At 76.3% G+C, this 22,994-nt stretch carries 20 protein-coding genes; 3 read left to right on the top strand and 17 right to left on the bottom strand.

What is annotated here, in order from left to right; all coding sequences use genetic code 11:
* Positions 1 to 13 precede the first annotated feature (13 nt).
* The 15 genes from IF43_RS0111865 to IF43_RS0111795 all read right to left on the bottom strand — a co-directional run bounded on the left by IF43_RS0111865 (position 14) and on the right by IF43_RS0111795 (position 15,999).
* Positions 14 to 622 carry an AAA family ATPase gene (locus IF43_RS0111865; RefSeq protein ID WP_051795155.1) on the bottom strand — a complete coding sequence of 203 codons (609 nt, stop codon included), beginning with the start codon at positions 620 to 622 and terminating at the stop codon, positions 14 to 16.
* On the bottom strand, positions 619 to 1,974 hold the full coding sequence (locus IF43_RS0111860; protein WP_030198086.1) for an alanine racemase: 1,356 nt from the start codon (positions 1,972 to 1,974) through the stop codon (positions 619 to 621). The genes IF43_RS0111865 and IF43_RS0111860 overlap by 4 nt, the downstream gene beginning before the upstream one ends.
* 130 nt (positions 1,975 to 2,104) lie before the next feature.
* Entirely contained in the window at positions 2,105 to 2,965 is an 861-nt protein-coding gene (locus IF43_RS0111855; RefSeq protein WP_030198082.1) for a bifunctional 2-polyprenyl-6-hydroxyphenol methylase/3-demethylubiquinol 3-O-methyltransferase UbiG, read from the bottom strand.
* Positions 2,966 to 3,023: 58 nt separating this feature from the next.
* Positions 3,024 to 3,836 (bottom strand): bifunctional 2-polyprenyl-6-hydroxyphenol methylase/3-demethylubiquinol 3-O-methyltransferase UbiG, encoded by an 813-nt coding sequence (locus tag IF43_RS0111850; protein WP_030198079.1) that lies wholly within the window; start codon positions 3,834 to 3,836, stop codon positions 3,024 to 3,026.
* A 177-nt stretch (positions 3,837 to 4,013) separates the two neighbouring features.
* On the bottom strand, positions 4,014 to 6,743 hold the full coding sequence (locus IF43_RS43445; RefSeq protein WP_051795153.1) for an amino acid--tRNA ligase-related protein: 2,730 nt from the start codon (positions 6,741 to 6,743) through the stop codon (positions 4,014 to 4,016).
* Positions 6,736 to 7,269, bottom strand: a complete 534-nt coding sequence (gene dcd / locus IF43_RS0111840; RefSeq protein WP_030198075.1) for a dCTP deaminase — start codon at positions 7,267 to 7,269, stop codon at positions 6,736 to 6,738. The genes IF43_RS43445 and dcd overlap by 8 nt, the downstream gene beginning before the upstream one ends.
* Entirely contained in the window at positions 7,266 to 7,763 is a 498-nt protein-coding gene (locus IF43_RS0111835; RefSeq protein WP_030198074.1) for a deoxycytidine deaminase, read from the bottom strand. Before IF43_RS0111835 ends, dcd begins: the two co-directional genes overlap by 4 nt.
* The gene (locus tag IF43_RS36370; RefSeq protein ID WP_051795151.1) at positions 7,760 to 8,977 is read right to left on the bottom strand and encodes a cytochrome P450; all 1,218 of its coding nucleotides are present in this window, start codon (positions 8,975 to 8,977) and stop codon (positions 7,760 to 7,762) included. Before IF43_RS36370 ends, IF43_RS0111835 begins: the two co-directional genes overlap by 4 nt.
* A 14-nt stretch (positions 8,978 to 8,991) precedes the next feature.
* Entirely contained in the window at positions 8,992 to 9,975 is a 984-nt protein-coding gene (locus tag IF43_RS0111825) for a hypothetical protein (RefSeq protein WP_030198068.1), read from the bottom strand.
* A 38-nt stretch (positions 9,976 to 10,013) separates the two neighbouring features.
* Positions 10,014 to 10,865, bottom strand: a complete 852-nt coding sequence (locus IF43_RS43440) for an ABC transporter permease (RefSeq protein WP_051795149.1) — start codon at positions 10,863 to 10,865, stop codon at positions 10,014 to 10,016.
* A gap of 14 nt (positions 10,866 to 10,879) precedes the next feature.
* Positions 10,880 to 11,653, bottom strand: a complete 774-nt coding sequence (locus IF43_RS0111815; RefSeq protein WP_030198061.1) for an ABC transporter permease — start codon at positions 11,651 to 11,653, stop codon at positions 10,880 to 10,882.
* Positions 11,650 to 12,624 carry an ABC transporter ATP-binding protein gene (locus IF43_RS0111810; RefSeq protein ID WP_051795148.1) on the bottom strand — a complete coding sequence of 325 codons (975 nt, stop codon included), beginning with the start codon at positions 12,622 to 12,624 and terminating at the stop codon, positions 11,650 to 11,652. Before IF43_RS0111810 ends, IF43_RS0111815 begins: the two co-directional genes overlap by 4 nt.
* Positions 12,621 to 13,772 carry a hypothetical protein gene (locus IF43_RS0111805; protein ID WP_030198056.1) on the bottom strand — a complete coding sequence of 384 codons (1,152 nt, stop codon included), beginning with the start codon at positions 13,770 to 13,772 and terminating at the stop codon, positions 12,621 to 12,623. Before IF43_RS0111805 ends, IF43_RS0111810 begins: the two co-directional genes overlap by 4 nt.
* Positions 13,769 to 14,803, bottom strand: a complete 1,035-nt coding sequence (locus tag IF43_RS42105; protein WP_030198051.1) for a hypothetical protein — start codon at positions 14,801 to 14,803, stop codon at positions 13,769 to 13,771. The genes IF43_RS0111805 and IF43_RS42105 overlap by 4 nt, the downstream gene beginning before the upstream one ends.
* On the bottom strand, positions 14,800 to 15,999 hold the full coding sequence (locus IF43_RS0111795) for a pitrilysin family protein (protein WP_078910086.1): 1,200 nt from the start codon (positions 15,997 to 15,999) through the stop codon (positions 14,800 to 14,802). Before IF43_RS0111795 ends, IF43_RS42105 begins: the two co-directional genes overlap by 4 nt.
* A 353-nt stretch (positions 16,000 to 16,352) precedes the next feature.
* On the opposite strand from IF43_RS0111795, the gene IF43_RS0111790 reads away from it, so the two are divergent.
* Positions 16,353 to 16,571 carry a hypothetical protein gene (locus IF43_RS0111790; protein ID WP_030198047.1) on the top strand — a complete coding sequence of 73 codons (219 nt, stop codon included), beginning with the start codon at positions 16,353 to 16,355 and terminating at the stop codon, positions 16,569 to 16,571.
* 109 nt (positions 16,572 to 16,680) lie between these two features.
* On the opposite strand, the gene IF43_RS0111785 is transcribed toward IF43_RS0111790, so the two are convergent.
* Positions 16,681 to 20,046: a BTAD domain-containing putative transcriptional regulator gene (locus tag IF43_RS0111785; protein WP_051795146.1), complete on the bottom strand. Its 3,366-nt coding sequence runs from the start codon at positions 20,044 to 20,046 to the stop codon at positions 16,681 to 16,683.
* A gap of 469 nt (positions 20,047 to 20,515) precedes the next feature.
* On the opposite strand from IF43_RS0111785, the gene IF43_RS0111780 reads away from it, so the two are divergent.
* Positions 20,516 to 20,974, top strand: a complete 459-nt coding sequence (locus tag IF43_RS0111780; RefSeq protein ID WP_030198041.1) for a DedA family protein — start codon at positions 20,516 to 20,518, stop codon at positions 20,972 to 20,974.
* A gap of 63 nt (positions 20,975 to 21,037) precedes the next feature.
* Here the strand turns inward: IF43_RS0111780 and IF43_RS0111775 are convergent, their stop codons facing one another.
* Complete coding sequence (locus IF43_RS0111775) at positions 21,038 to 22,168, bottom strand: NADH:flavin oxidoreductase (protein WP_030198038.1); 1,131 nt, start codon at positions 22,166 to 22,168, stop codon at positions 21,038 to 21,040.
* A gap of 307 nt (positions 22,169 to 22,475) precedes the next feature.
* On the opposite strand from IF43_RS0111775, the gene IF43_RS0111770 reads away from it, so the two are divergent.
* On the top strand, positions 22,476 to 22,979 hold the full coding sequence (locus IF43_RS0111770; RefSeq protein WP_078910096.1) for a MarR family winged helix-turn-helix transcriptional regulator: 504 nt from the start codon (positions 22,476 to 22,478) through the stop codon (positions 22,977 to 22,979).
* The last annotated feature ends 15 nt before the right edge of the window (positions 22,980 to 22,994 follow it).

Here is a 22,994-nt window from a genome sequence, read left to right as displayed (position 1 = left end):
CGCGGGCGGCGGTTCACAGGTGGGCCGCCAGCTCGCGCGCCACGTCCTCGGGCGGCTTGCCGGCGGTCCACAGGTGGGTCCCGAACTCGGGGCCGGTCAACGCGTCCAGGCACCGCGACAGCTGGCGGCCCTCCCAGCTCAGCTCGCCCCATTCGTCCGGCGGTTCACCGCGTTCGGCCATGCGCCGGCGCAGCCTTTCCCGGATCGTGGCCGGGTCGGCGAGCAGGGTGAAGTGGCGCACGTCCAGGCCGCCGCCGCGCAGACCGCCGACGAGCTGCTCGAACACCGGCAGCCGGGAGACCGTCATGGGGACCACCACGGGGCGGCCGTAGGAGCGGGCGCAGCGCTCGACGAGCAGCCGCGTCAGGGGGGCCCACAGCGGCTCCAGTTCGAACTCCTCCTTCCGCAGTGCGCCGGGGAGCTGGCGCCACAGCATGTGCCCGACGTCCTCCGGGTCCACCACGAGGGCGCCGGGCAGCAGTGCGGCCAGGTGGCGGGTGACGGTGCTCTTGCCGCAGCCGAAGGGCCCGTTGATCCAGACCACCGGGCCGCCGCCCCCGGCCGCGGGGGCGGCGGCGGGGGACGCGGCGGGGGATGCGGCCGGGTCCCGGGCGGGGGTCACGGCCGGATCTCGTAGCCGTACAGGGCCCGGTACATCGTGCGCTGGGCCTCGTCGTCGAAGACGGTGCGCACCGGTCCGTCGCCGTCGCTGAACAGGTAGCGGGGCAGCCGGAAGGCCCACAGCTGGGTGAACACCGTGGAGTAGGCACCGCAGTTGAGGAGGAGCAGCAGCCGGTTGTCCGGCGTGTCCGGCAGCGCCGCGGTGCGGCAGACCAGGGCCGGGGCGCAGGTGGAGTCACCGACGTCGTACGTGGCCCAGGGCGCGTCCGGGGCGGGCAGCACGGTCGGCAGCGGGTGGTAGGTGACCTCCGCCATGTCGATCAGCACGTTCGAGCCGATCTCGGTGATCAGGTACCGGTGCTCGCCGTTGCGCTTCTCGGCGGTCACCCGGGTCAGGCCCACGGCCGCGTCCGCGGTGAGGAACCGGCCCGGCTCGATGTGCAGGACGAACGGGTAGCCGATGCGGCCCAGTTCCTCCGCGGCGACGGCCGCGAAGTCCTCGGGTCCCAGGCCCGAGCGGCGGAGCAGGAACCGGGTCTCCAGGCCCCCGCCGATGTCGACGACCTCGAAGCGCAGGCCCAGTTCGCGCTCCACGGCGCGGGCCACGTCCGCGACGCCGGCGAGGGTGGCCCGGTACTTGGCGGGCTGGGAGCAGTGGGTGACCTGGTGGGCGTGCAGGGCCACGACCTCGACCTCGGGGGTGTCCAGGGCGGCCTTCGCCAGCCGCAGGAACTCCCCTCCCTCCCAGTCGACGCCGAGCTTGGAGGACGGGGTGATGTAGATGCCCTCGTGGTCGACGGGGGGCGTCACCCGCAGTCCGACGCGGGCCCGGACGCCGTGGCGGCGGCAGGCGGCGGCGAGGGTGGCGAGGTCCTCCGGGCAGTCGAGGACGGTCAGTCCGACGCCGGCGGCCACGGTGGCATCGGCGTACTCGGGGCTGCGGCCCACGCCGTTGCTGACGACGTCCGCCGGGTCGAAGCCCGTCTGGAGGGCGATCTGGAGCTCCAGGGCGCTCATCACCTCGGCACCGGCGCCGGCCTCGCGCAGGACGGTGAGGCACTCCTTGACGTAGCAGGCCTTGACGGCCGCGAAGGTGCGGTGGCCGGTGAAGTGCGCGCGGTACGCCCCGTCGACGGCGCGGTAGTTGGCGCGGACCCGGTCGCCGAGGTACCAGATCAGGGGTGCGCCGGCCCCGGTGAGCAGGTCGTGCGCATCGTGGCCGTGCACGCGGAGCCGGCCGCGGTCGTCGTAGCGGAGGTAGTCGAGGAGGTCGTGCACGGCCGGGATCTCGTGCCGCTCCAGGCCGATGAGGTCGCGGGCGCGCACGCGGGAGGAGTCGTGGGCGATTGCCATGGTGGGGTGGGGTCCGTTCCTGTGGGTCCGCTGCTGCCGGTCCGGCCGGTCCGCCCGGTCCGGTCCGCCCGGTCCGCCCGGTCCGGTCCGGGGGGCGGGTCCGGGTGGGGCCGGGGGTCCGGTCCGGGGTTCAGAAGAGTTCGACGTAGCGGGCGGGGTAGGTGGCGCGGTCGTAGCGCAGGACGAGCACGGAGTAACGCAGGTGGCGGCGCAGCCGGTTGGAGGCCCGGCGGACGGCGGCGAGGCGCTCGGTCATCGCCGCGCGGACCGCGGGGTCGGTGACGCCGGACTGGGCGCAGGCGCGGTCCACGGTGGAGGCGCAGTAGTGGGCGATGTCGTCCTCGCTCTCCTGTGCGGGGACGTGCCGGGTCTCGTGCAGCACGTCGAAGCCGCGGTAGAGGGAGAGGGCCTCGTGGTAGGTCTCCATCGGGCTGGTGATGCCGAAGACCTCGCGGCGCAGGTCCTCCGCCTCGGCCGGCAGCGGCTCGTCGGCCCAGAACGGGGAGGCCAGCAGCAGTCCGCCGTCGGTGAGGAAGCCGCCGAGCCGGCGGGCCATCGCGGCGGGCTCGGGGAAGAAGCCGAGGGCGGCCCCGACGACGACGTGGGTGAAGCGGCCGCGGGGTTCGGCGGTGGCGCCGTCGGCGGTGAAGTAGTCCAGGCGCAGGGCGGGGTCGACGGCCCGGTGGTTGTAGCGGGCGACGCGCACCGAGTCGTCGCTGAGGTCGAAGCCGGTGGCGGAGCAGCCGGTGAGCCGGGCGAGTTCGCGGGAGGAGAACCCGGTGGTGCAGGCGACCTCCAGGACCGAGGAGGAGGCGTCGATGCGGCCGAACGTCGCCCAGGCGTTGAGGGTGGCGTACGAACCGGGCGGCACGTTGGTCTGGTTGACCATGGCGACGAACTCGGTGTAGCTCGCGTCCCACACGTCGGCGGGAGTGCGCGGGATCCGGGCCAGGGGCCAGGCGGGGAGGGCGCGGAGGGTGGTGGTGGTCACGTCGTGGTCCTTTCGTACGCGGGAGGGGGCGGGCCGCCGGCGGGCCGGGGGCGGGGGGTCAGTCCTTCGTGGCGGTGACGGTGAAGCTGAGCGGGAAGGGGTCGCCGGGGATCCGCCAGAAGCCCGGCTGCTCGGCGGGGGTCAGCCAGGGCAGCGGCTGCCAGGGCAGGACCGGGTGCTCGGCCATGTCCGTGATGCGCAGGCCGGCGCCGGCCAGGGCGGAGACCACCTCGGACAGCGGGTGGTTCCAGCGGTACTGGGGCAGGCCCAGGGTCGCGGAGGTGTCGACGTACGTGCCGGCCTCCGCGTCGACGACGGGCGCGCTGTGCCGGAAGTACGGGTTGCGCGGCTGGTAGCCGTCCCTGCCGGGCTCGTCGTCCCAGACGAAGAGGTGCGGATGGCCTTCGGCGAGGAAGAACACCCCGCCCGGGCGCAGGTGGCGGGCGACGGAGCGGGCCCAGGCCGTCAGGTCGGGCAGCCACATCAGCACGCCCCAGGAGGTGAAGCACACGTCGAAGGTGCGTCCGAGGTCGAGGGCGCCGACCTCGGCCTGCTCGAACCGGGCCGGGAGGCCGGTCTCGGCGGCCAGCGCGCGGGCCCGCTCGACGGCGGCGGCCGAGAAGTCGACGCCCACGGCGTCGGCCCCCAACCGGGCCCAGGACAGGGTGCCCAGCCCGAAGTGGCACTGCAGGTGCAGCAGACTGCGGCCGGCGGGGTCGCCGACGCCGGCGCGCTCGATGTGGTCCAGGGCCAGGCCGCCGGCGCGGAAGCCGGCCAGGTCGTACCAGTCGCTGTCGGCGTGCAGCGGGACGCGGGCGTCCCACAGGGCCTCGTTGGCGGCCAGCCAGGGGGCGTGGGCGGTGGTGGTCATGGCTGGGTGCTCCCGGGTCGGTCGGTGTGGGTCGGCGTCGGCGTCGGTCGGTGTGGGTCGGCGTCCGCGTCGGTCGGTGTGGGTCGGCGTCCGCGTCGGTCGGTGTGGGTCGGCGTCCGCGTCGGTGTCGGTCGCCGTCGGCGTCCGTCGCCGTCTGCGTCGGCATCACGGTCGGCATCACGGCGGTGGCTCCTGCGCGGTGGTCCTACGGGCGGCCCGCAGCTCCGCCAGGCGGGTGAGACCGAGTCCGACGCCGACGCAGGGCGGTACGCCGGCGGCGAAGGTCTCCAGTACGTCGCCGTAGTCGCGGTGGACGGGGTGCGGGTCGCCGGCGAACTGGGCGGCCAGCCGCCGGGCGAGCCGGTCCGGGTCGCGTTCGTTGGCGCTGATCTCGGCGAGTTCGACCCCGTCGACGGAGAGCCAGACCCGGCGTGCCGAGCGGCCCTCCCCCGCGATGAACGGCGAGGCGGGGCCCGGGATCCGGTGGACGAGCGCCACGCCGGGCAGCCGGTGGCGGTAGGTGCCCCGCCACAGCCGCTGGGCCAGTGCGTACGGGTCGGCGAACCGCCGCGGGTCGGGGAGGCCGGTCCGGGCGGCCAGCCGGTGCAGTGCCGCGGTGTCGTCGGGGTGCGCCCCGGCGGTGTCGGCGAAGGCCTCGTCGAACGTGGTCCAGCGGGGCCGGCGCGGGTCGCCGAGCACGTCGGCGACCAGGTCCGCGACCAGCTCCGCCATCGCGTCCAGGCGCAGGTCGGCGGCGTACGCCTCCAGCATCCCGAACTCCTTGGCGGCGGCGCCGCGCAGCGGTTCGTTGCGGAAGCTCGGCCCGATCTCGTAGACGCGGGTGCGGCCCTCGGCGAGGCGGCGCAGCAGGTCGAGCTCGGTGGTGACCCGCAGGTACAGCGGCCGGTCCCGGTCGGCCTGCCGGGTGGCGAACGGGCGCGCCCGGCCGCCGAAGTAGCCCTCGGTGAGCAGGGGCGAGGCCGCCTCGGTGAACCCGAGTCGGGTCAGTCGGGGCCGCAGCAGGCCCGCGACGGGGGGCTCGCCGACCTGGTCGGGGCCGGTGGCGCGCAGCGGGCGCGCCGAGCGGCCGGGGCGGTGCCGCAGCACTTCGTCGACGAGGAGGACCGCGGCGCCGGTCCGGGAGCGCCCCCCGCGGCCGCGTACGGCCAGCAGGTCCCCGGGGCGGATGCGGGCCGGTCCGCCGGCAGGGGGGAGGGACAACTGTACGGTCCGGCCGCCCCAGGTCAGGTCGGCGAAGGTCGCCCCGCGGTGGCGGCGGACGGCCCGCACCCGGCCGCCGAGGCGGCGCTCCTCGTCCGGCGCGGGCGGCTCCCGGTGCCAGTCGGCCAGGGGCAGCGGTTCCTCGTCCTCGTCCGGGCCGCCGGCGCCGGTGGCCGGGGTGGGAGCCGGGGGCACCGCGGGGAGGTGTACGAGCGGGTCGCCGGGGCCGGTGAGGCCCAGCAGCAGTTCCTGCGCGCCGGCGGCCCGGGAGTCGGTGAGCCAGGCGAGGCGGCGCAGGAGGTGGCGGCGGCCCGCTGCGTCGGCGGCCGGCAGCAGGTGCAGCAGGTGGCGGGCGGCCACCGCGGCCAGCGCCGGCACCCGGCAGCCGAGCCGGCCGCCGAGCACCCGGACGGCCGCGGCGAGCGCGGCCGGGTCCGCGGGCCCGTCCGGCCAGGGCGCGCCGGGGCAGGCCGCGGCGAGCGCCAGCCGGAACACGTCCTCCTCCGGGGCGCCGTGGGCGCCGACGGGACGCAGGGCGGCCGGGAGGCCGGTCCCGGGGAGGGCGGTGTACAGCGGCACGCGGCGGTGCGGGCCGTCGAGGGCCAGCCCGGCGAGGCCGGCGAGCAGCCCGCGCGCGGTCTCCCGGTCCACGGGCGGCACGGCGTCGGCCAGGGCCGCCGTCGCGGTGACGAGCAGGTCGGCGGCGAGGTCCCGGGCCCCGGTCGGGGGCGGCCCGGCGGGCGCACCGGCCGCCGCCGGGGGCCGGGCACCGGCCCGAGACCCGGCGGTCGAGGCCGTGTCCGGAAGGCCCCGGGTCCGGGCGCGCGGTCCGGCGTGCGTGGCGGCCGCGGCCGCGGCGACGTCCGCCAGGAGGGCGCGGGCGACCGGGTGGGGGGTCCCCCGGTCCGTGCCCTGCTCGGCCGCCGGCCCGCGACCGGCGGCGTCCGCGGGCGGTGCGGACCGCTCCCACCAGCGCACGGGCGCGTCGGCGGGGCCGTGCGGCCACACGAACTTCAGCGACTCCACGTCCTGGGCGGCGAGTTCGGCGTCGTAGGGGCGGCCGCCGGCGGCGTACCGGTCGCGGATGTCCTCGCGGACGCTCTCCGCGATGGCGGCGCCGCGCGGGCTGGCGTGCCGGTCGAAGGCCTCCACCGGCTGGAGCAGGACGAAGGTGGACGCGGAGCCGAAGGTGTGGCGGGGCGACTCGGGCCCGTACGAGGGGGCGAAGACCAGCGCGAACCAGCGGGTCCCGAAGGCCCGGAACCACCAGTGCTCCTCCTCCGCCCCCTCCAGCCCCGCCAGGTCGCGGTCGCCGTCGGCCGTGAGGACGCCCGCCAGCAGGGCCCGGGTCGTTGCGGCGACGGCGGCGGGAGTGGCCCCGTGGGCGGGATCGGTCAGCTCGACGACGAACCCGTCGAGCCGGTCGGAGGCCGCACGGGCGGTGAAGGCGTGCAGCGCGGGCCCGGCGGCCAGGCCGGCTGCGTACGCGTCCGGGCCGGTGTGGGCGGGCATGCCGACGAGCCGCGAGCGGCGGGCGAAGGTGCACTCGGCGCGGTCCTGCACGGCGCGGAACGCGTCGGCCGAGTCGGTCCGGGCCGGCGCGGACGGGCAGGCGGGCGCGGGCGCGGAGCCGGGTCCCGCGGTCGCGGGCGGCGCGGCGGCGGTCGCGGTGGTCGGGTCAGGCACGGCCCGCCACCTGGTGGTCGAGGTACGTACGGGAGGGCTGGGGGCCGTCGGCGAGCTGGTACTTGCCGTCGTAGAGGCGGATCGCGCCCACCGGCTGCCAGAAGGTGACCTGGGCGATCAGCATGCCGGGACGGATCCGCACCGGCAGGGTGGCGTACAGCTGGAGGGTGGAGTGGCCGACGAAGCCGATGTCGATGAGGTCCGCGGTGACGTGCACGAACAGGCCCATGCGCGCGGTGCCGGACTTGGCGTGGATCAGCGGGACGTAGTGGTCGCTGCCGATGGTCTCGGCGGTCTCGGCGAGCACGAACTCGCCCGGCGCGAGTTCGAGGCCCTCCTCGGGTATCTCGCGCACCTCGTGGGCGGCGGGCCGGCGCGGGTCGAGCACGTCGTCGGTGTAGACGAGCACCCGCCGGCCGAGCGCCAGGTCGTAGGAGTTGGTGGTGCAGCGGGCCGGGTCGAACGGGGAGATGACGATGCGTCCCCGGTCGACCTGCCGCGCCACCTCGTCGCCGGTGAGGATCACAGCCGGTCTCCGATCGCGGACTCGTGGGGTTCGTTGAAGCGGGCGTAGAGGGCGGGGGTGGGGCGCACCCGGCCCTGGTTGTGCCAGAAGGACACCTGGCCGACCGTCATGCCGGGGTAGATCCGCAGCGGGCGGGTGGCGACCATCTCCAGCGTCCAGCGGTGGCAGGAGGTGGTGTGCCCGAGGTCGGCGGAGACCTGGAGGAACAGTCCGAGGCGGCCCATCGAGCTGCGTCCGATCAGCGACATGGCGTACGTGTCGCTGCCGATGACCTCCTCGGTGTGGCCGAGGTACATGCGGCCGGGGGCCAGCACGTAGCCGTCCTCCGGGAGTTCGAAGGCGAGCCAGCTGCGGGTGGTCGCGTCGAAGCTCTTGACGGTGCTGCCGAGGCGGTAGTTGTAGCTGTTGGGGTTGACCGCGTCGGCGCGGAAGGGCGTGATGACGATGCGGCCGGCGGCGTGCTCCTCCTCGATGCGGGGTCCGGTGAGGATCATGCGGCGCTCCGGCGGCCGGTGGTCAGCGGCAGGCTGCGGGCGGAGCGCAGGACGCGGGAGGGCTTCCACCGCACCCGGTCCGGGTGGACGGCGAAGGCGGCGGGGTGGGCGGTGTACTGCTCCAGCACGATCCGCGCCTGGAGGCGGGCCAGGGCGGCACCGAAGCAGGCGTGCGGGCCGTGGCCGAAGGCCAGGTGCGGGTTGGCGGGGCGGGACGGGTCGAAGCGCTCGGGGCGTTCGAAGGCCCGCGGGTCCCGGTTGGCCGAGGCCAGCAGCAGCACGATGCGGCGGCCTCGTCCGACGGGGAGGCCGGCGACCTCGGTGTCGGCCAGCGCCGTACGGGCGGTGATCTTCGAGGGGCCGTCGGTGCGCAGCACCTCCTCGACGAACGCGGCGGCCGCGCGGGGGTCGCGGGTGGCGGCGGCCGCCGGTGCGGGGTGGGCGGTGGCGGCGAGGAGCAGGGCGGTGAGCAGGTTGGTGGTGGTCTCGTGGCCGCCCAGGAGGAGCGACACGCAGTTGGAGACGATCTCCTCCGTGGTCAGGCGGGAGCCTTCCGCCTCGGCCCGGACCAGGCCGGAGACCACGTCGTCGCCGGGGCGGGCGCGGCGGTCGGCGACCACGGCGGTGAAGTAGTCCCACAGGGCGTGCCAGGCGCCGGCGATGCGGGCGACGTCCGCGGGGCCGGGGTCGGGCTCGACGATCCGGATCAGGTCGTCGGACCAGTCCTTGAGGAGGTCCTGGTCGGCGGCGGGCAGGCCGAGCAGGGCGCAGACGGTCAGGACGGGCAGCGGGAAGGCCAGGGCGCGGACCGCGTCCCCGCCGCCCGCCGCGGCGAGCCGGTCGAGCAGGCCGCGGGCGGTGGCGGCGGTGCGCTCCTCCAGGGCGGCGATCCGGCGCGGGGTGAAGGCCTTGGCGAGCAGGGAGCGAAGTCGGCGGTGGTCGGCGCCGTCGGCGTACAGGGCCCACGAGGCCACGGGGGCCAGGGCGGGGCGCAGTGCGGCGGGCAGGTCGTCGAGGAAGTGGCCGGCGGAGGGCGCGCATCCGAAGGCCGGGTCGCGCAGCACGTGGCGTACCTCGGCGTACCGGGGCAGGACCAGGCGGCCGCTGCCGAGGTCGGGGCAGTCGATCGCGGAGCCGCCGCGGGCGAGGGCGTCCAGGTGGGGTGCCGGGTCGTCGGCGTCGAGCGCGTCGAGCACCAGTTGCTGGCGGGTCATGGCGTTCGGCCTCCTCATGCCGGACGGTGGGGCTGTTGGGGTTGGTGGGAGTGTTGGGGTTGGTGGGGGCCGCGGTGGGCGGCCGGCCGCACGGCGCGGGCCCGGGCGAACAGTCCGGCCGCGGTGATGCGGTCGGCCAGGTGCGTGCTCTCCTCGGCCGGGCCCCCGTAGAGGCGGCTCTCGCCCCGCACGTCCATCTCGATGTAGGCGGTGATGATCTGATCGAGGGTCAGGTGTGGCAGGAGCTCCGCGATCACGGACATGCCGTAGTCGATGGAGTGGGAGTCCCCGGGCAGCAGGTACGTGGCGTACGCGCCCGGCGGGGTGTCCAGCCGGAAGGACTGCCAGCCGTCGCGGCGCTGCCGGCGCCAGACGTCGAGGGCGGCGGCGCGGATCTCGCCGGAGGGCAGGGCGGCCAGCCGGCCGAAGGCGCCGGGGGCCGTGCCCGGGTCGTGGTGGCGGACGTGCGGCAGGCCGTCCGGCAGGCTGTGCAGGAACTTGGAGACGCAGGGGGCGATCTCCTCGGGCTCGGTCGGGGTGTGCAGCCTGTTGGCGAAGACGGTGTCCCCGAACTCGCGCCGCACCTCGGTGCGGATGGCCGTACAGCGGGCCACCACGTCCGCGGCGCCGCCACCGCCCGGGCCGCCCGCGGAGTCCGGGCCGCCCGCGGAGTCGGCGGGGTCGGCGGGGTCTGCGGGGTCGGCGGGGTCGGCGGGGTCGGCCGCCGCGACGACGGTGACCTCGCAGGTGCCGCCCGTCATGTAGTGCAGGGTCAGCTGGTGGGCCACCGGGTAGGCGCCGCCGGCGAGTTTGGGCCAGACGTCCTCGACGTCCCGGGCGTCGAGGACGACCGGGTAGCGGGTGACCACGCGCAGCCGGTGGCGTTCGATGAGCCGGTCCAGGTGGGCGCGCAGGCCGGGCAGGAGGTAGCCGTCCGGCTTGAGCAGCAGGACGCTGTACGGGCCGTCGGCGCGGTCCGCGGTGCGGTCGTGGGTCATGGGGTGGTCCCTCGTTCGGTGGGGCGGGTGCCGTGCCGTCAGACGGCGGAGCCGAAGGCGTGGGTGGCCCGGGCCCGCGCGGTGAGGACCCGGAAGGCGGTGAGCGCGGCGGCCAGCCAGCCGGCGCCGGTGAGCAGCGCCCACAGCGCGGGGGCCGCGACGGCCGCGACGGGGGCGCCGTCGGCGAGGGCGCGGACCGCGGCCAGGCCGTGGGTGGGGGGCAGGACTGCGGCGGCCGTCCCGACCCAGCCGGGCCAGAAGTCGACCGGCACCTCGGCCCCGCACACGGCCATCAGGAGCAGGAAGGAGGCGTTGAAGACGATGTTGCGGGCCTCCGGCGCGGCCAGGACGAAGGCGCCCACGAACAGGCCGAGGCAGTAGGTGGTGGCGGCGGTCAGCAGGACCAGTCCCAGCAGCGCGGGCACCCGGCCGGGCGGCCAGTGCACGCCGAAGGCGGGGCCGACGACGAGCAGCGAGACCACGGCCGTGGCCGAGCCGCTGACCGGCCACTGCAGGCTGCGGCCGAGCATGACCCAGCCCATCTCGCCGGGCGCGGCGGCGAGCAGGGGCAGGGTGCCGTGGCCGCGTTCCCAGCCGGTCGAGACCACCACGGTCATGGCCTCGATGACGCAGGCCATGACGGCGTTGCCGATCACGAGGTAGCGGGTGTGGGCGGGGGAGCCGAGCAGGTGCCCCACCAGGCCGAAGAAGCAGACCTGGCTGAGCATCCGGGTGAGCCAGCCGAAGGTCCAGCTGGTCCAGGTGTAGGAGGCGCGGAAGTCGGCGTAGGCGTTGGCCGCGCTGTAGCCGATGATCCGGGCGGTGCGCGCCAGGGGGGCGGCCGCCGGGGCCGCCGGGGCCGCCGGGGCGGTCGTCGCCTGGGTTTCCATGGTCGTCGGGCTCCTCAACTCTGGGCGAGCGTGCCGGTCGTCCGCACCCGGCGGAGCATCCGGCCGATCAGGTGGGTGCCGGTGAGGCCGCCGGCCAGGCCGAGGACCGCCACGGCGGCCAGGGCCGCCAGCGGTTCGGCGGGGGCGGCCGGGTCGAGCGCGGCGCGCAGCAGCCGGGCGCTCCAGGACAGGAACACGAGGTCCGACAGCGGACGCAGCCATTCGGGCAGGAACGACACGGGCACCAGCACGCCGCCGAGCAGGTAGAAGGGGAAGCTGAGGGCGTTCTGCAGCGCGCGCGCCGAGGGGGCCAGCACGAACAGCGCGGACACGCAGCTCGCGGTGCCGGCCATGGCCGCGGCGGACACGAGAACGGCCAGGACGAAGAGGGCCGGGTGCTCGATGCGCACGGTCAGGCCGAAGACCCCGTACGCGACCAGCCAGGCCTCGGCGAACGACACGGCGCTGAGCAGGGTCACCGCGGCGATGCGGACGTTGACCACCACGGGGTAGCGGGCGGGCGAGGCCGCCATCGCCTCCAGGGTGCCCTGGTCGCGTTCCTGGCTGACCAGTTCGCCGGCGCACTGGAGGGCCAGTGACCACAGCGCCATGAGCGCGGGGGCGAGCACGGCGTACCCGGCCAGGTCGGTGCGGCCGGCCTGCACCTGGATGGCGAGGAAGACCAGGGTGTAGAGGGGCGTGGTGACGAAGACGTGCGCGATGTCCGGGGTGCGCAGGGTCATCAGCAGCTGGAGGCGGAAGACCGTCCACAGGGTCGGTGGGCTCATCGCGTCACCTGCATGCCCCGGCCGCCGCCGATCAGTCGCAGGTACACCTCGGCCAACCCGGGTCGCACGGTGCCCAGTTCGGTGACCCCGGCGCGGACCAGGATCTCCAGGACCTCGCGGACGGCGGCACGGCCGAGGACGTCCACGCGCACGAGCGAGCCGTCCTCGGCGAGGTCGAGGTCGAGGTCGACCAGCTCGGGCAGCAGGCGGATGGCGTCGAGGGCGTCCGGCGGGACGTCGCGGGCCTCGATGCGCTCGTGGGCGTCGAGTCGGGCGGCCAGGGCGCCCGGCCGGTCGGTGGCGATCACCTCGCCGTGGTCCATCAGTGTGACCCGGTCGCAGACGGCCTCGGCCTCCGCCATGTCGTGCGTGGTGACGAGGATGGTGCGGCGCTCGGCGCGCAGTTCGCCGACCAGGGACCGGAAGTCGAGGGCCGCGGCCGGGTCCATGCCGGCGGTGGGCTCGTCGAGGAGCAGCACCCGCGGGTCGCTGATCAGGCCCCGGGCCAGGTGCAGCCGCTGCTTCATGCCGCGGGAGAACCCGTCGACGCGCTCGTCGGCGCGGTCGGCGAGCCCGACGCGGTCGAGGAGTTCGGCGATGCGGTGCCGCAGCGGGGCCCCGTAAAGGCCGTACAGGGCACCCCACAGCTGGAGGTTCTGACGGGCGCCGAGCCGCCCGTACAGGCCCCGGTCACCGCCGAAGACGATGCCGACCAGGGGTTTGACGGCGCGCGGATCGGCGGCGACGTCGTGGCCGAGGACGCGGGCGGTGCCGCCCGTGGGGGTCAGGACCGTGCTGAGGATCTTGCACAGGGTGGTCTTGCCGGCGCCGTTGGGGCCGAGCAGGCCGCGCACCTCGCCCTCCGCCACCGTGAGGTCGACCCCGCGCAGCGCGGTGGTCTCCGTGCGCGGGCCGCCACGCCGGGGCCGGTACGAGCGGGTCAGGCCGCGTACGTCGATGGCGGCGGTCACGCGGCGGCCCCCGGGGTGAGCCGGGCGAGGGCGGCCGCGTGCAGGGCGGGGTCGACCAGTTCGCCGGCGACGAGCAGGAACGAGCCGACGGGGGTGTGGGCGAGGAGGGTGGCCTCGGCCGCGGCGGGGGCGTGGGCCGGGGCATCGTGCGGGGGGGCGTGGTGGAACTCGTCCAGGACCAGCCGGTGGCCGGGGGCGCGGCGGGGCCCGGTGTCCCCGGTGTCCAGGAGCATGCCCCAGACCGGCAGGCCGGCGTCGAGGCGGGCCCGGACGCCGGTCGGCTCCGGCCGCGGCGGCACGGCCGCACGGCGGGCCCGCTCCAGTGCGGCCAGGGGGCCGAGCAGGCCCGTCAGGGCCTCCAGGGTGGGGTGCGGGGCGTGCGCGCCCACCAGCCCGAAGAGTTCCAGGGCCTCGGGGGCGAGTCGGAAGGCGGCCAGGGCGTCGACCACGACCGCGGTGTCGTCGAGCTCCCCGGCGTGGAGCAGGGTGAGGACGTCCACGGCGTCCTTCGCGTGGAACTCCCGCTGGAGCCGCTCCTCCACCACGGACAACAGGTCGGCGAGGGGCTGCGGGCCGGGCAGGCCGGCGCGCAGCGGGAGGGCGCCCAGGTCCCCGTAGAAGGCGGCGGTGCTCAGCTCGACGCGCAGCTCCTGCTCCAGCAGCGGGTCGGGGGACGGCCAGGCCAGGGTGAGGAGGACGTGCAGGCGCCCGGTCCCGTCCGCGACGAGGGTCAGCTCGTGCGGGGCGGCGCCGTGCCCGGTGGTCAGTGCCCGCGCCGCGGCCCACAGGTCCTCCTGCGCGGGCAGGACGAGGTCGAGGTCGCCGACCGGCCGGACCACCCCGGCCGGGTAGCGCACGGCCAGCGAGGGGCCCTTGACGACCCGGGCACGCGGCGCGGCCTCGGCGACCGCGGCCCGGAACCGGGCGTAGCGGGCCGACCGGGCGCGGGCTCGGGAGAGTTCGTCCGTGCTGCCGGTGCCGAGGGGGGTGCCCTCCCGTGCCGCCACGGAGATGACCAGCTGGGGCAGGGTCGCGGAGACCTCGCGGGCCGCGGCGACCAGGTCGCGTCCGTCCTCGTGGTCCGGGACGCCGAGGAGCGCGTACAGGAGGGCCAGGTCCAGGCGGTCGCCGGGGCTCGTGGTGGTCATCGCGGGGTTCCGTTGCTGGTCGGGGTCGGGTGGGGGGCGGTGGTGGCCGGGGGCGCGGCGTCCGGCGCGGAGGCGGGGGCGGGTGCGGAGGCGGGTGCGGGGGCGGGGGCGTTCGCCGTGGCGGTCCAGTAGGTGTGGTCGGTGTGCCAGCCCCGGACGAGGAGGGACGTCAGCGCGCGGGAGGCGGCTTCCTCGGCGCGGTGCACGACGTGGCCGAGCAGCGGCAGGCGCAGTCCGGCCGCGCGGTCGGCCGCGGCGGCCACCAGGGCGTCGCGGCAGTCCGCCGCGCCGGGGGCCCCCGGTTCGACCAGGACGTCCCACAGTTCGACGAAGGCCCGGTCGGTGACGGTGTCGCGGGCGCCGGTGAGCAGGACGGCGTGCCCGACGGGCCGGTCGTCGAGGAGGGCGACGAGCACGGCGGCGCCGGGCTCGCCGAGGACCTCGTCGACGGCCGCCGCCACCGCCTCCTCGGGCGCGGGTAGGCCCTGCTCGGCGGCGCCCTGTCGGACGGCGCGGGCCATCCAGTCCCGTACGGGGGGCCACAGCGCGCCCCCTGCCGGGACGATGCGCAGGCCGGCGGGGCGGGGCGGGTCCGACAGCGGGCCGGTGCGGGAGATGTACGTCACCGACCGCCGCCAGGGCGGCGGGAGCACGGTGTCCGCGGGGGTGCGGACCTGGACGCGGGCGGTGGAGGCGGAGGAGATGGAGGCGGAGGAGATGGAGGCGGAGGAGATGGAGGCGGAGGAGATGGAGGCGGAGGAGATGGAGGCGGTGGAGGCCGGTCGCGGCGTGGCCGCCCCGACCGGCGCGTGCAGGTCCACGAGGACGGCCTCCAGCGTGCCGTCGGTGAACGCGCCCGGGTCGGCGTACTCGACGAGCACGCCCCGCACGCCGGTCAGCGGGTCGGTGCTGGCCCCCGCGACGAGCCGGTGGCCGCCGCGGCGCACCGCGGTGCCGGCCGCCGCGGCCCCGGCCCAGTAGGCGGCGGACGGGGCCGGGTGGTCGGGGACGGTGCCGTGGGCGTCGGTCATCGGGTTCCCTCCGGTCGTACGGTCACCAGCAGGCGGTCCGCCACGTCGGCCGCGGCGGCGCGGACCTGTTCCGCCGTCACGGCCCGCAGCGCGGCCGTCTCGGCGTCCAGGGACCACGGCCGGGTGCCCGCCGCGGTGCGGTCCGCCGTCAGCCGCGCGTGCTCCAGCGGTTCCTCGGTGTCCAGCAGCAGGCTCGTCTCCGCCTGGCGGCGCGCGGCCGCGAGGTCCTCCGGGGCGGGCCCGTGCGCGGCGATATCGGCGAGCAGGCCCCGTACGGCCCCCACGACCTCGTCCGCCTGGTGCGGGGCGGTGCCGACCAGGACGCGCCAGGCGCCGGCCTCGCGGTAGCCGCGGTCCCAGGCCTGGAAGGCGTACGACAGCTGGCGCTCGCCGCGCAGGGCCCGGTACAGCAGGGACGAGGGGCTGGAGCCGAGCAGCTGGGCCAGGACGGTGTAGACGGGGCGCAGGGCGGAGCCCGCCTCGGGCGACCTGGCGCCCAGGCACACCCAGCAGTAGTCCGCGTCCAGCGGCCAGGCGGCGACCGCGCCGCGTCCCGGCTCGGGTGCGGGCAGCGCCCGCACCTGCGGTGCGGGGCGGGTGCCGCGCGGCAGGTCGGCCAGCACGCCGGGCAGGCGCGGACCGACGACGACCAGGGTGCTGGGCGCGGCCACCAGGGCGGTGTGCGCGGCCCGTACGTCGGACAGCGTGACCGCGCGCAGCTGCTCGGGGTCACCGCCGACGGGCCGGCCCAGGGGGTGGCCGGGGAACAGCGCGGCGAGCACGGCGTCCTGGACGACGTCGGCGGGGTCGGCGGCGGCCGCGGCGAGCTCCTGGAAGACCACCTGGCGCTCGTCGTCGAGGGCCGCGGTGGTGAAGTCGGGTGCGGTGAAGGCGCGCAGCAGCAGGCTCGCGACCTCGTCGGCGTCGTCGGCGTGCACCTGCGCGTAGTAGAGCATCTGCTCCAGGCCGGTCTCGGCGTTGGTACGTCCGCCGAGCCGCTCGACGCGCTCGCTGAAGGAGGCGCCGCCCGCCATGGGAACGGACATCACGAGGTGTTCGAGCAGGTGGGCCGCGCCGCCCCGGTCGGCCGGGTCGTCGCGTGAGCCGGCGGCGACGGCCAGGCAGAGGCTGGTCGTACGGAGCCTCTCGTCGATCACGGGGATCAGGGACATGGGCGCTGTGGGGCCGAGGGGCATGGGCCACCTTCCTTGGAGGGGCGGGGCGGGGCGGCCGCCGCAGCCGGGGGTGGCTGCGGCGGCCGCTCCGGTCAGCCGGGGCGTCAGCCCTTCTTGACGACCTTGTCGAGGCGCGGACGGAGACCGACGGCGTGGTTGCGGTTCATGTGAATTCCCCTTTCGGGAAGGTGTGTTGTGGTGTCCGAGGCGATCGCCCCGAACACCGAGAACGCTAGGCGGGGCCCGATGGACGGCCGTTCGACGCGCACGGTCCGCGGCCGTGGAGCGACCGTCGATCGTTTGTAGATCGGGGCCGGCGGGTCGCCTGGCAGAGTTCCCCGCGTATCCCCCGCACCTGGGACGGAAGGCCCCTCATGAACCACCGATCCACGTCCATCCGCCGTTCGAAGACCGTGACGGCGGCGGTCTCGCTCTGCGCCGCGGCGGCCCTCGCCGCCGGGGTGGGGCTCTGGGCGGCCCGGCCCTCGGGCCAGCCGCCGGCCGGGCCGGACGGCACCACCGTCACGGTCGCCGGGAGCATCGTCCCCTCGTGGAACAACACCGGGTCCTCGGTGCACCCGCCGGAGTCGTAGGCCTCACCGGACCCGACGACGGCGGTGGGCGCGCGCACGGCGAAGGGGCGGTGGTCCCGACTCCTGGGAGTCGGGGCCACCGCCCCTTTCCGTGTGCGCGCCGACTACCTCAGGGGGTACGGCCGCCGAGCCGCTCCAGCAGATCGGCGACGTCGCGGCGTTCCGGCAGCCCCAGCCCGTCGAAGATGTGCAGGGCCTGCTCGAGGTACACCTGCGCGCCCTCGGCGTCGGACCGGTCGGCCAGGACCCGCCCGCAGACCAGCAGGGCCTGGCCCTCGGCCCGCTCGTCGGCGCGCCTGCGCGCCAGCGCGACCGCCTGGCGGCCCATGGACTCCGCCGCGGGGAACCGCCCGAGCAGCCGCAGGGAGTCCGCCAACCGGTAGCGGACGTGCACCTCGCGGCCGTCGTCGCCGGCCCGGTGGCAGGCTTCCAGGGCCTCGGTGAGCTGCTCCCGGGCCTCCTCGTGGCGGCCCGCCCCGGCGAGTGCGACCCCGCGCACGTAGAGCGCGTACGCGAGGGCGGCGGCGTCGTCGAGTTCGCCGATCGCGTCCAGGACCTCCTCGGCCGCGCCGAGCGCCCGGGCCGTGTTGCCCAGCCGGACGTGCGCCAGCGCGCAGTTGAGGCTGATGGCGATCTCCCCGGAGCGGTGGCCGAGCCGGCGGGCCAGGGCCAGGGCCTCCTCGTAGTGGGCGATGGCCTCGTCGAAGTCCCCGAGGGTCACCGCGATCAGCCCGAGGTCGTTGAGCGCCTGCCGCAGGACGGGGACGTCGTCGGCCGCGCGGCAGGCCCCGACCGCCAGCCGGGCGTGGCCCTGGGCGGCCGGCAGCCGCCCGGCCCGCAGGGCGAAGGAGCAGCTCAGCCACTGGGCGCGGCCGAAGGACCGCTGGTCACCGTGGCGTTCGGCGGCCTCGGCGACCCGGAGGGCGGCCGGAGCCAGCTGTTCGTGCCGCAGGTCCCCCACGAACGGGCTGAGCGCCACCAGCAGGTCGGTCGCGGCCGGCAGCAGCCGGCGGTAGGACTGCTCGTCGGCCCGGTCGGCGCAGGTCTGGACCGCCAGTACGGCCGCTTCGAAGTGCTCGGCGGCCCAACCGCGGGCCGTCTGCGGGTCCGTGAACTCCACGCCGGCCGCGCCGAGCGACGTCAGGGAGCCGACCACCGCGTCACCGGGCACCAGCTGCGCGAAGGCGTTGCAGGCGGTGGCGAGGAGGTGGCCGAGCAGGCTCTCCCAGGCCCGGTCGGCCTCGGCGGGGTCGTGGGCGCGGGCCCGGGCCCGGCCGAAGGCCCGCAGCAGGTCGTGGATGCGGTACCGGCCGGGTGCCGGGGACTCCATCATGGACGCGCTGACCAGCGCCTCCAGCAGGTCCTCGGCGTCGAAGGGGTCGGTCTGCAGTACGGCCCCGGCGGCCTGCGGTCCCAGGTCGGCGGCCGTGGCCACCGCGATCAGCCGGAACGCCCGGGCCTGCGCCGCGGGCAGGTGCCGGTAGCTCAGGTCGAAGGCCGCCTCGACGGCCAGGTCGCCCACCTTCAGTTCGCTCACCCGGCGCGCCTCGTCGTGGAGCCGGGCCGTCAGCGCGGCGATGGGCCAGCCCGGCCGGGCCGCGAGCCGCGCGGACACGATCCGGGTGGCCAGCGGCAGTTGGCCGCAGGCGTCGACGAGTGCCTGGACGTCGGAGCGTTCGGCGTCGAGCCGGCCCGGGCCGATGATGCTGCCGACCAGGGTGGCCGCGTCCTCGGGCAGCAGCCGGCCCAGCCCGAGCTGCACCGCGCCCTCCAGGCTGGGGAGTTGGGCGCGGCTGGTGACGAGGACGGCGCAGCCGGGCGCGCCGGGCACGAGGTGGCGCACCTGCGCGGCGTCGGCCGCGTTGTCGAGCACGATGAGCACCCGGCGGCCGTCCAGGACGGTGCGCAGGAGCCGGGCGCGCGCGTCGACGGTGTCGGGGAGCAGGTGCAGGGGGTAGCCGAGTCCGTCGAGGAAGGCGCCCAGCACGATGGCGGGGTCCTCGGGGTCCGGGTCCATCCCGCGCAGGTCGGCGTACAGCTGGCCGTCGGGGTAGTGCGCGCGCACCAGGTGCGCCACGTGCAGGACGAGCGAGGTCTTGCCGATGCCGCCCATGCCGGAGACGGCGGCCAGCGGCAGGCTGCGCCGGTCGGGTGCGGTCAGCAGCGAGCGCAGGCTCGCCACCTCTGCACGGCGCCCGACGAAGTCGGGCACCGCGCGGAGGAGTTGGGCGGGAACGGCGCGGGGCAACCCTCCTGCTGCCGGGGGCGCGCTGGGGGCCGGAGAGGGGGCGGGGGCGGGGGTGCGGATGGGGTCCGGTGCGGGTGCGGGTGGTCGTGCGGGAGAAGGCACGGGTCCGTGTGCGGGAATGGTCGCGGCGCCGTGTGCCGGAATGGTCGCCGCGCCGTGTGCCGGAATGGTCGCGGCGCCGTGTGCGGAAGAGAGCACGGGAGCGTGCGCGGGCACGAGCGCGGGAACGGCAGCGTACGCAGCGGCCCCGTCGCTCGGACGGTCCGCCGGCTGCGCAGCCTCCGCCGACTGCCCCGTGCCGGGGCCGGCGGCCGCACCCGGGTCGCTTCCGGCACCGGGATGCGGAGCCGGCCCGGTGACGTGGCCCGTACCCGCGCCGGCAACGGCGCCGGGACCTGCAGCGGGTGGCCCGTACTCCTCGGGCCCGTCGCCCGACGACGCCTCCTCCAGGATCCGGTGGTGCACGGCGGCGAGCTCCCGCCCCGGCTCCACCCCCTGCTCCTCGATCAGGGTGCGGCGGACCCGCTGGAACAGGGCGAGCGCCTCGGTACGGCGCCCGGTGGCGTGGAGGGCGCGCATCAGCAGCCCGTGCAGCCGCTCGCGCCCCGGGTGCTCGGCGGCGAGCGCGGTCAGCTCGGGGACCACCCCGCGGTGCCGGCCGTGGGCCAGCTCCAGGTCGTACTTCTCCTCGAGCAGGGCGGTGCGCAGCTCGCCCCAGCGCTCGCGCTGCCGGTCGGCGAACGGGCCCGGCACCCGTGCGAGGGGCTCGCCCCGCCACAGGCCGAGGGCGGCCGTGACGAGCCCGGCGGCCTCGTGGAGCCGGCCGGCCCCGCGTGCGGCCGCGGCCCGTTCGGCCAGGTCCGCGGCCTCCAGGGCGTCGACGGAGCAACCGGGGACGTCGAGCCGGTAGCCGTCGCCCGCCGACACCAGGAACCGCGGCGCGGCCGGGTCCGGCTCCAGGAGCCTGCGCAGGCGCCAGGCGTACGTCCGCAGGTTGGCGATGGCGCCGTCCGGCGGGTCCTCACCCCAGACCCCGGTGACGAGGTCCCACATGGGTACGCCCAGTCCCGGGCGCAGCAGCAGTTGCGTGAGCACCGCCTGCTGCTGGGGCGAGCCCGGCTTGATCTCCGTCGCCCCGTCGACGCCGCCCCGGATCCGCAGCGGCCCGAGCACGGCGAACGCCAGTGCCCCCGATTCCCCACCGTGCGCGATGTGCCGCACGGACATCCCCCCTAGAACGCCTCGGCCGTCGGTCGTGCGCGGCCGGATCAGATGTTTCACGCGGCTGCGCGACCGGCTGGTCGGACCGGCGCACCCTGCTGCGGGCCGATCATGCTACAGAACGGATCTTCGAATTCCGTTCGGTTCCGAGACCCTGCGCGTTTCGGCCATCGCGACGGAGTGCCGCATCCGGCCAGGCCGGTCAGACCCCTTCCGCCGGCGGCCGGGCGCCCTGTATTTCCGCATGCACGTTCGGTTAGGCTTACCTTGCTTGGTGGGTGGGCATGCACGCGTGCGAGCTGCAGGTTCGGGCCGGTGCCGCAGGGGCACGCCCTGGGACGGAACGGGAAGGGGCAGGGTGCAGGTGAGAGACGGGGAACGGGCTCGTACGTGCCGCCGTGGGTCCGCCGGGGCGGGCCGGCCATGGGCGTGACGGGCGTGCCGGGTTCCGGGCCGGAGTGCGGGACGGGGCCCCGTGGATAGGGTCATGGTCACGGCCGGAGCCCTGTACGTCATCGTCCTGCTCCGCGCCGGAGGGACGTTCGCCGTCGGGTGGCTCGCCGGTGCCGGCGCGCGGCGCAGCAGGTTCGCCGGGCGGATGTCCTCGGCGAGGTTCCGCCGCGCCGAGCGGGCGATCCGGCGGTGGGGGGCGCCGGTGGTCGCCGTCTCCTTCCTGACCGTCGGTTTCCAGACCGCCGCCAACTTCCTCGCGGGCAGCATGCGGATGCCGCTGCCGCGCTACCTCCCCGCCCTGTTCGTGGGCGGAGCGGCCTGGGCGCTGCTCTACGCGACCGCGGGGGTCGGCGCCCTCGAGGCGCTGGGGCGGCTCTTCGCCGAGCGGACGGCCCTCGGTGTGTCCGCCGTGGCCGTCCTCCTCCTCGCGGTGTGCGGCACGGTGGCGTACCGCAGGAGACGGGACGCGGAGGCCCCGTGACATCGGTCCGCCGACGTCACGGGGCGCCCAGGGACCGGCCGTCGGGACGGCCGGCGCCACCGGCTACCGGCTGAGCGACCGGAGCGCCGCAGCGTCGTACGGCTTCAGCTCGTCGAAGCGGTTGCCGAGGACCTTCGCCGCCCACTGCGGGTCCTGGAGCAGCGCCCGGCCGACGGCGACCATGTCGAACTCGTCGCGCTCCATGCGGTCCAGGAGGTTGTCGATGTCGCCGAGCGCCGCGCCCTCCCCGGCGAAGGCGCGGATGAAGTCGCCGTCGAGGCCGACCGAGCCGACGGTGATGGTCGGCCGGCCGGTGAGCTTCTTGGTCCAGCCCGCCAGGTTCAGGTCCGAGCCCTCGAACTCCGGGAGCCAGTAGCGCCGGGTGGAGGCGTGGAACACGTCGACGCCCGCCGCCGCCAGCGGGGCCAGGATCGCCTCCAGCTCCTCCGGGGTGTGCGCGAGCCGGGCGTCGTACGCCTCCTGCTTCCACTGCGAGTAGCGGAAGATCACGGGGAACTCGGCCGAGACGCGCTCGCGGACCGCGGCGACGATCTCCGCGGCGAACTTCGTGCGGGCCACCGCGTCGCCGCCGTAGGCGTCGGTGCGGCGGTTGGTCCGCTCCCAGAAGAACTGGTCGAGCAGGTAGCCGTGGGCGCCGTGCAGTTCGACGCCGTCGAAGCCGATTCGCTCGGCGTCCGCGGCGGCCTCGGCGAAGGCGCCGATGACGTCGTCGAGGTCGGCGCGGGTCATGGCCTTGCCCGCCCCCTCGGTCCCGTCGACCCGGATGCCGGAGGGGCCCACGGCGGGCGCCTCGGCGTACGGGGCGTCGCCCTGCTTGCGCACCATGCCGATGTGCCACAGCTGGGGCACGATCGTACCGCCCGCCTCGTGCACGGCCGCGGCGACCTTCGCCCACCCCGCCAGCTGCTCCTCGCCGTGGAACCGCGGCACCCGGTCGCTCTGTCCCGCGGACTCGTGGCCGACGTAGGTGCCCTCGGTGACGATCAGGCCCACGCCCGCGGCGGCGCGGCTGGCGTAGTACGCCTGCACGTCCTCGCCGGGCACGCCGCCGGGGGAGAACATCCGCGTCATCGGCGCCATCGCGATGCGGTTGGGGACGGTCAGGCCGTTCAGCGTGACGGGCCGGGACAGGATCTCGGCCGCGCGGGAGGCGGTGGACGTGGTGACGGGCATGCGGGTCCTCCGGGTTGAGGCTGTGGCTCGTCGGGGTGGCAACGAGGAGTGCATAGTACACACGCTATGTATCATGCATATTGCGCAGGCCACCGTCGTGCGGTGTCGTGCGGTGCCGTCGGCGTGACGGGCCGCGCAGGCCGGAGTCCGCCGCTCCACCGGTCCGCCGGTCCGCCGGTCCGCCGGTCCGCCGGCCCACGGGTACGCCGGTCCGCGGGCCGGCGCGTCCGCGTGGTCACGGGTCCGCGATAATGGAGCGCCGGAAGGAGCGGGAGGCGCAGTGCTGGAGAAACTGGAGCGGGAGCTGATGCTCCTCTCGCGGCACCAGGTGCTGGCCCGGCGCGAGCGCGATCCCGAGCGCCTGGAGCGGTCGGCGTACCTGCTGCTCAGCCGGATCGACACCCAGGGCCCCATGTCCATCGGACAGTTGGCGGACGCCTTCGGGCTCGACACCTCGACCGTGAACCGCCAGACGGCCGCGCTGCTGCGCTGCGGGCTGGCCGAGCGCGTCGCGGACCCGGACGGCGGCATGGCCCGCAAGCTGCGCATCACCGCAGAGGGCGCTCGCCGGCTCGCCGACGACCGCGAGGTGAACCGGTCCTGCCTGGCCCGGGTGGTCGCGGGCTGGTCACCGGAGGAGGTACGGGAGCTGGAGGACGTCCTGGTCCGGCTCAACCGCAGCGCCGAGGCGCTCGAAGGGCGCCACTGGCCGCGTGCCGAGGACGACGACGCCGCTGCCGCGTGCCGCGCGCCCGCCCCGCAGGAATCAGCGGCGCCGGCGGCGCGGGAGTCCGCGACTCCGGCCCCGTAGGAACCTCCGGGTGCC

The sequence above is a fragment of the Streptomyces sp. NRRL S-87 genome, assembly GCF_000719335.1.
In the GTDB taxonomy this organism is placed as follows: domain Bacteria; phylum Actinomycetota; class Actinomycetes; order Streptomycetales; family Streptomycetaceae; genus Streptomyces.
Note: the sequence above shows the minus strand (reverse complement) of the source record. Positions and strands in the feature narration are given on the sequence as shown.

Bases quoted from the DNA above. Each gene is read 5' to 3' on its own strand.
- IF43_RS0111860 (WP_030198086.1), bottom strand. From the start codon at position 1,974: ATGGCAATCGCCCACGACTCCTCCCGCGTGCGCGCCCGCGACCTCATC.
- IF43_RS0111850 (WP_030198079.1), bottom strand. From the start codon at position 3,836: ATGACCACCACCGCCCACGCCCCCTGGCTGGCCGCCAACGAGGCCCTG.
- IF43_RS0111835 (WP_030198074.1), bottom strand. From the start codon at position 7,763: ATGATCCTCACCGGACCCCGCATCGAGGAGGAGCACGCCGCCGGCCGC.
- IF43_RS36370 (WP_051795151.1), bottom strand. From the start codon at position 8,977: ATGACCCGCCAGCAACTGGTGCTCGACGCGCTCGACGCCGACGACCCG.
- IF43_RS0111825 (WP_030198068.1), bottom strand. From the start codon at position 9,975: ATGACCCACGACCGCACCGCGGACCGCGCCGACGGCCCGTACAGCGTC.
- IF43_RS43440 (WP_051795149.1), bottom strand. From the start codon at position 10,865: ATGGAAACCCAGGCGACGACCGCCCCGGCGGCCCCGGCGGCCCCGGCG.
- IF43_RS0111815 (WP_030198061.1), bottom strand. From the start codon at position 11,653: ATGAGCCCACCGACCCTGTGGACGGTCTTCCGCCTCCAGCTGCTGATG.
- IF43_RS0111805 (WP_030198056.1), bottom strand. From the start codon at position 13,772: ATGACCACCACGAGCCCCGGCGACCGCCTGGACCTGGCCCTCCTGTAC.
- IF43_RS42105 (WP_030198051.1), bottom strand. From the start codon at position 14,803: ATGACCGACGCCCACGGCACCGTCCCCGACCACCCGGCCCCGTCCGCC.
- IF43_RS0111795 (WP_078910086.1), bottom strand. From the start codon at position 15,999: ATGCCCCTCGGCCCCACAGCGCCCATGTCCCTGATCCCCGTGATCGAC.
- IF43_RS0111790 (WP_030198047.1), top strand. From the start codon at position 16,353: ATGAACCACCGATCCACGTCCATCCGCCGTTCGAAGACCGTGACGGCG.
- IF43_RS0111785 (WP_051795146.1), bottom strand. From the start codon at position 20,046: ATGTCCGTGCGGCACATCGCGCACGGTGGGGAATCGGGGGCACTGGCG.
- IF43_RS0111775 (WP_030198038.1), bottom strand. From the start codon at position 22,168: ATGCCCGTCACCACGTCCACCGCCTCCCGCGCGGCCGAGATCCTGTCC.
- IF43_RS0111770 (WP_078910096.1), top strand. From the start codon at position 22,476: ATGCTCCTCTCGCGGCACCAGGTGCTGGCCCGGCGCGAGCGCGATCCC.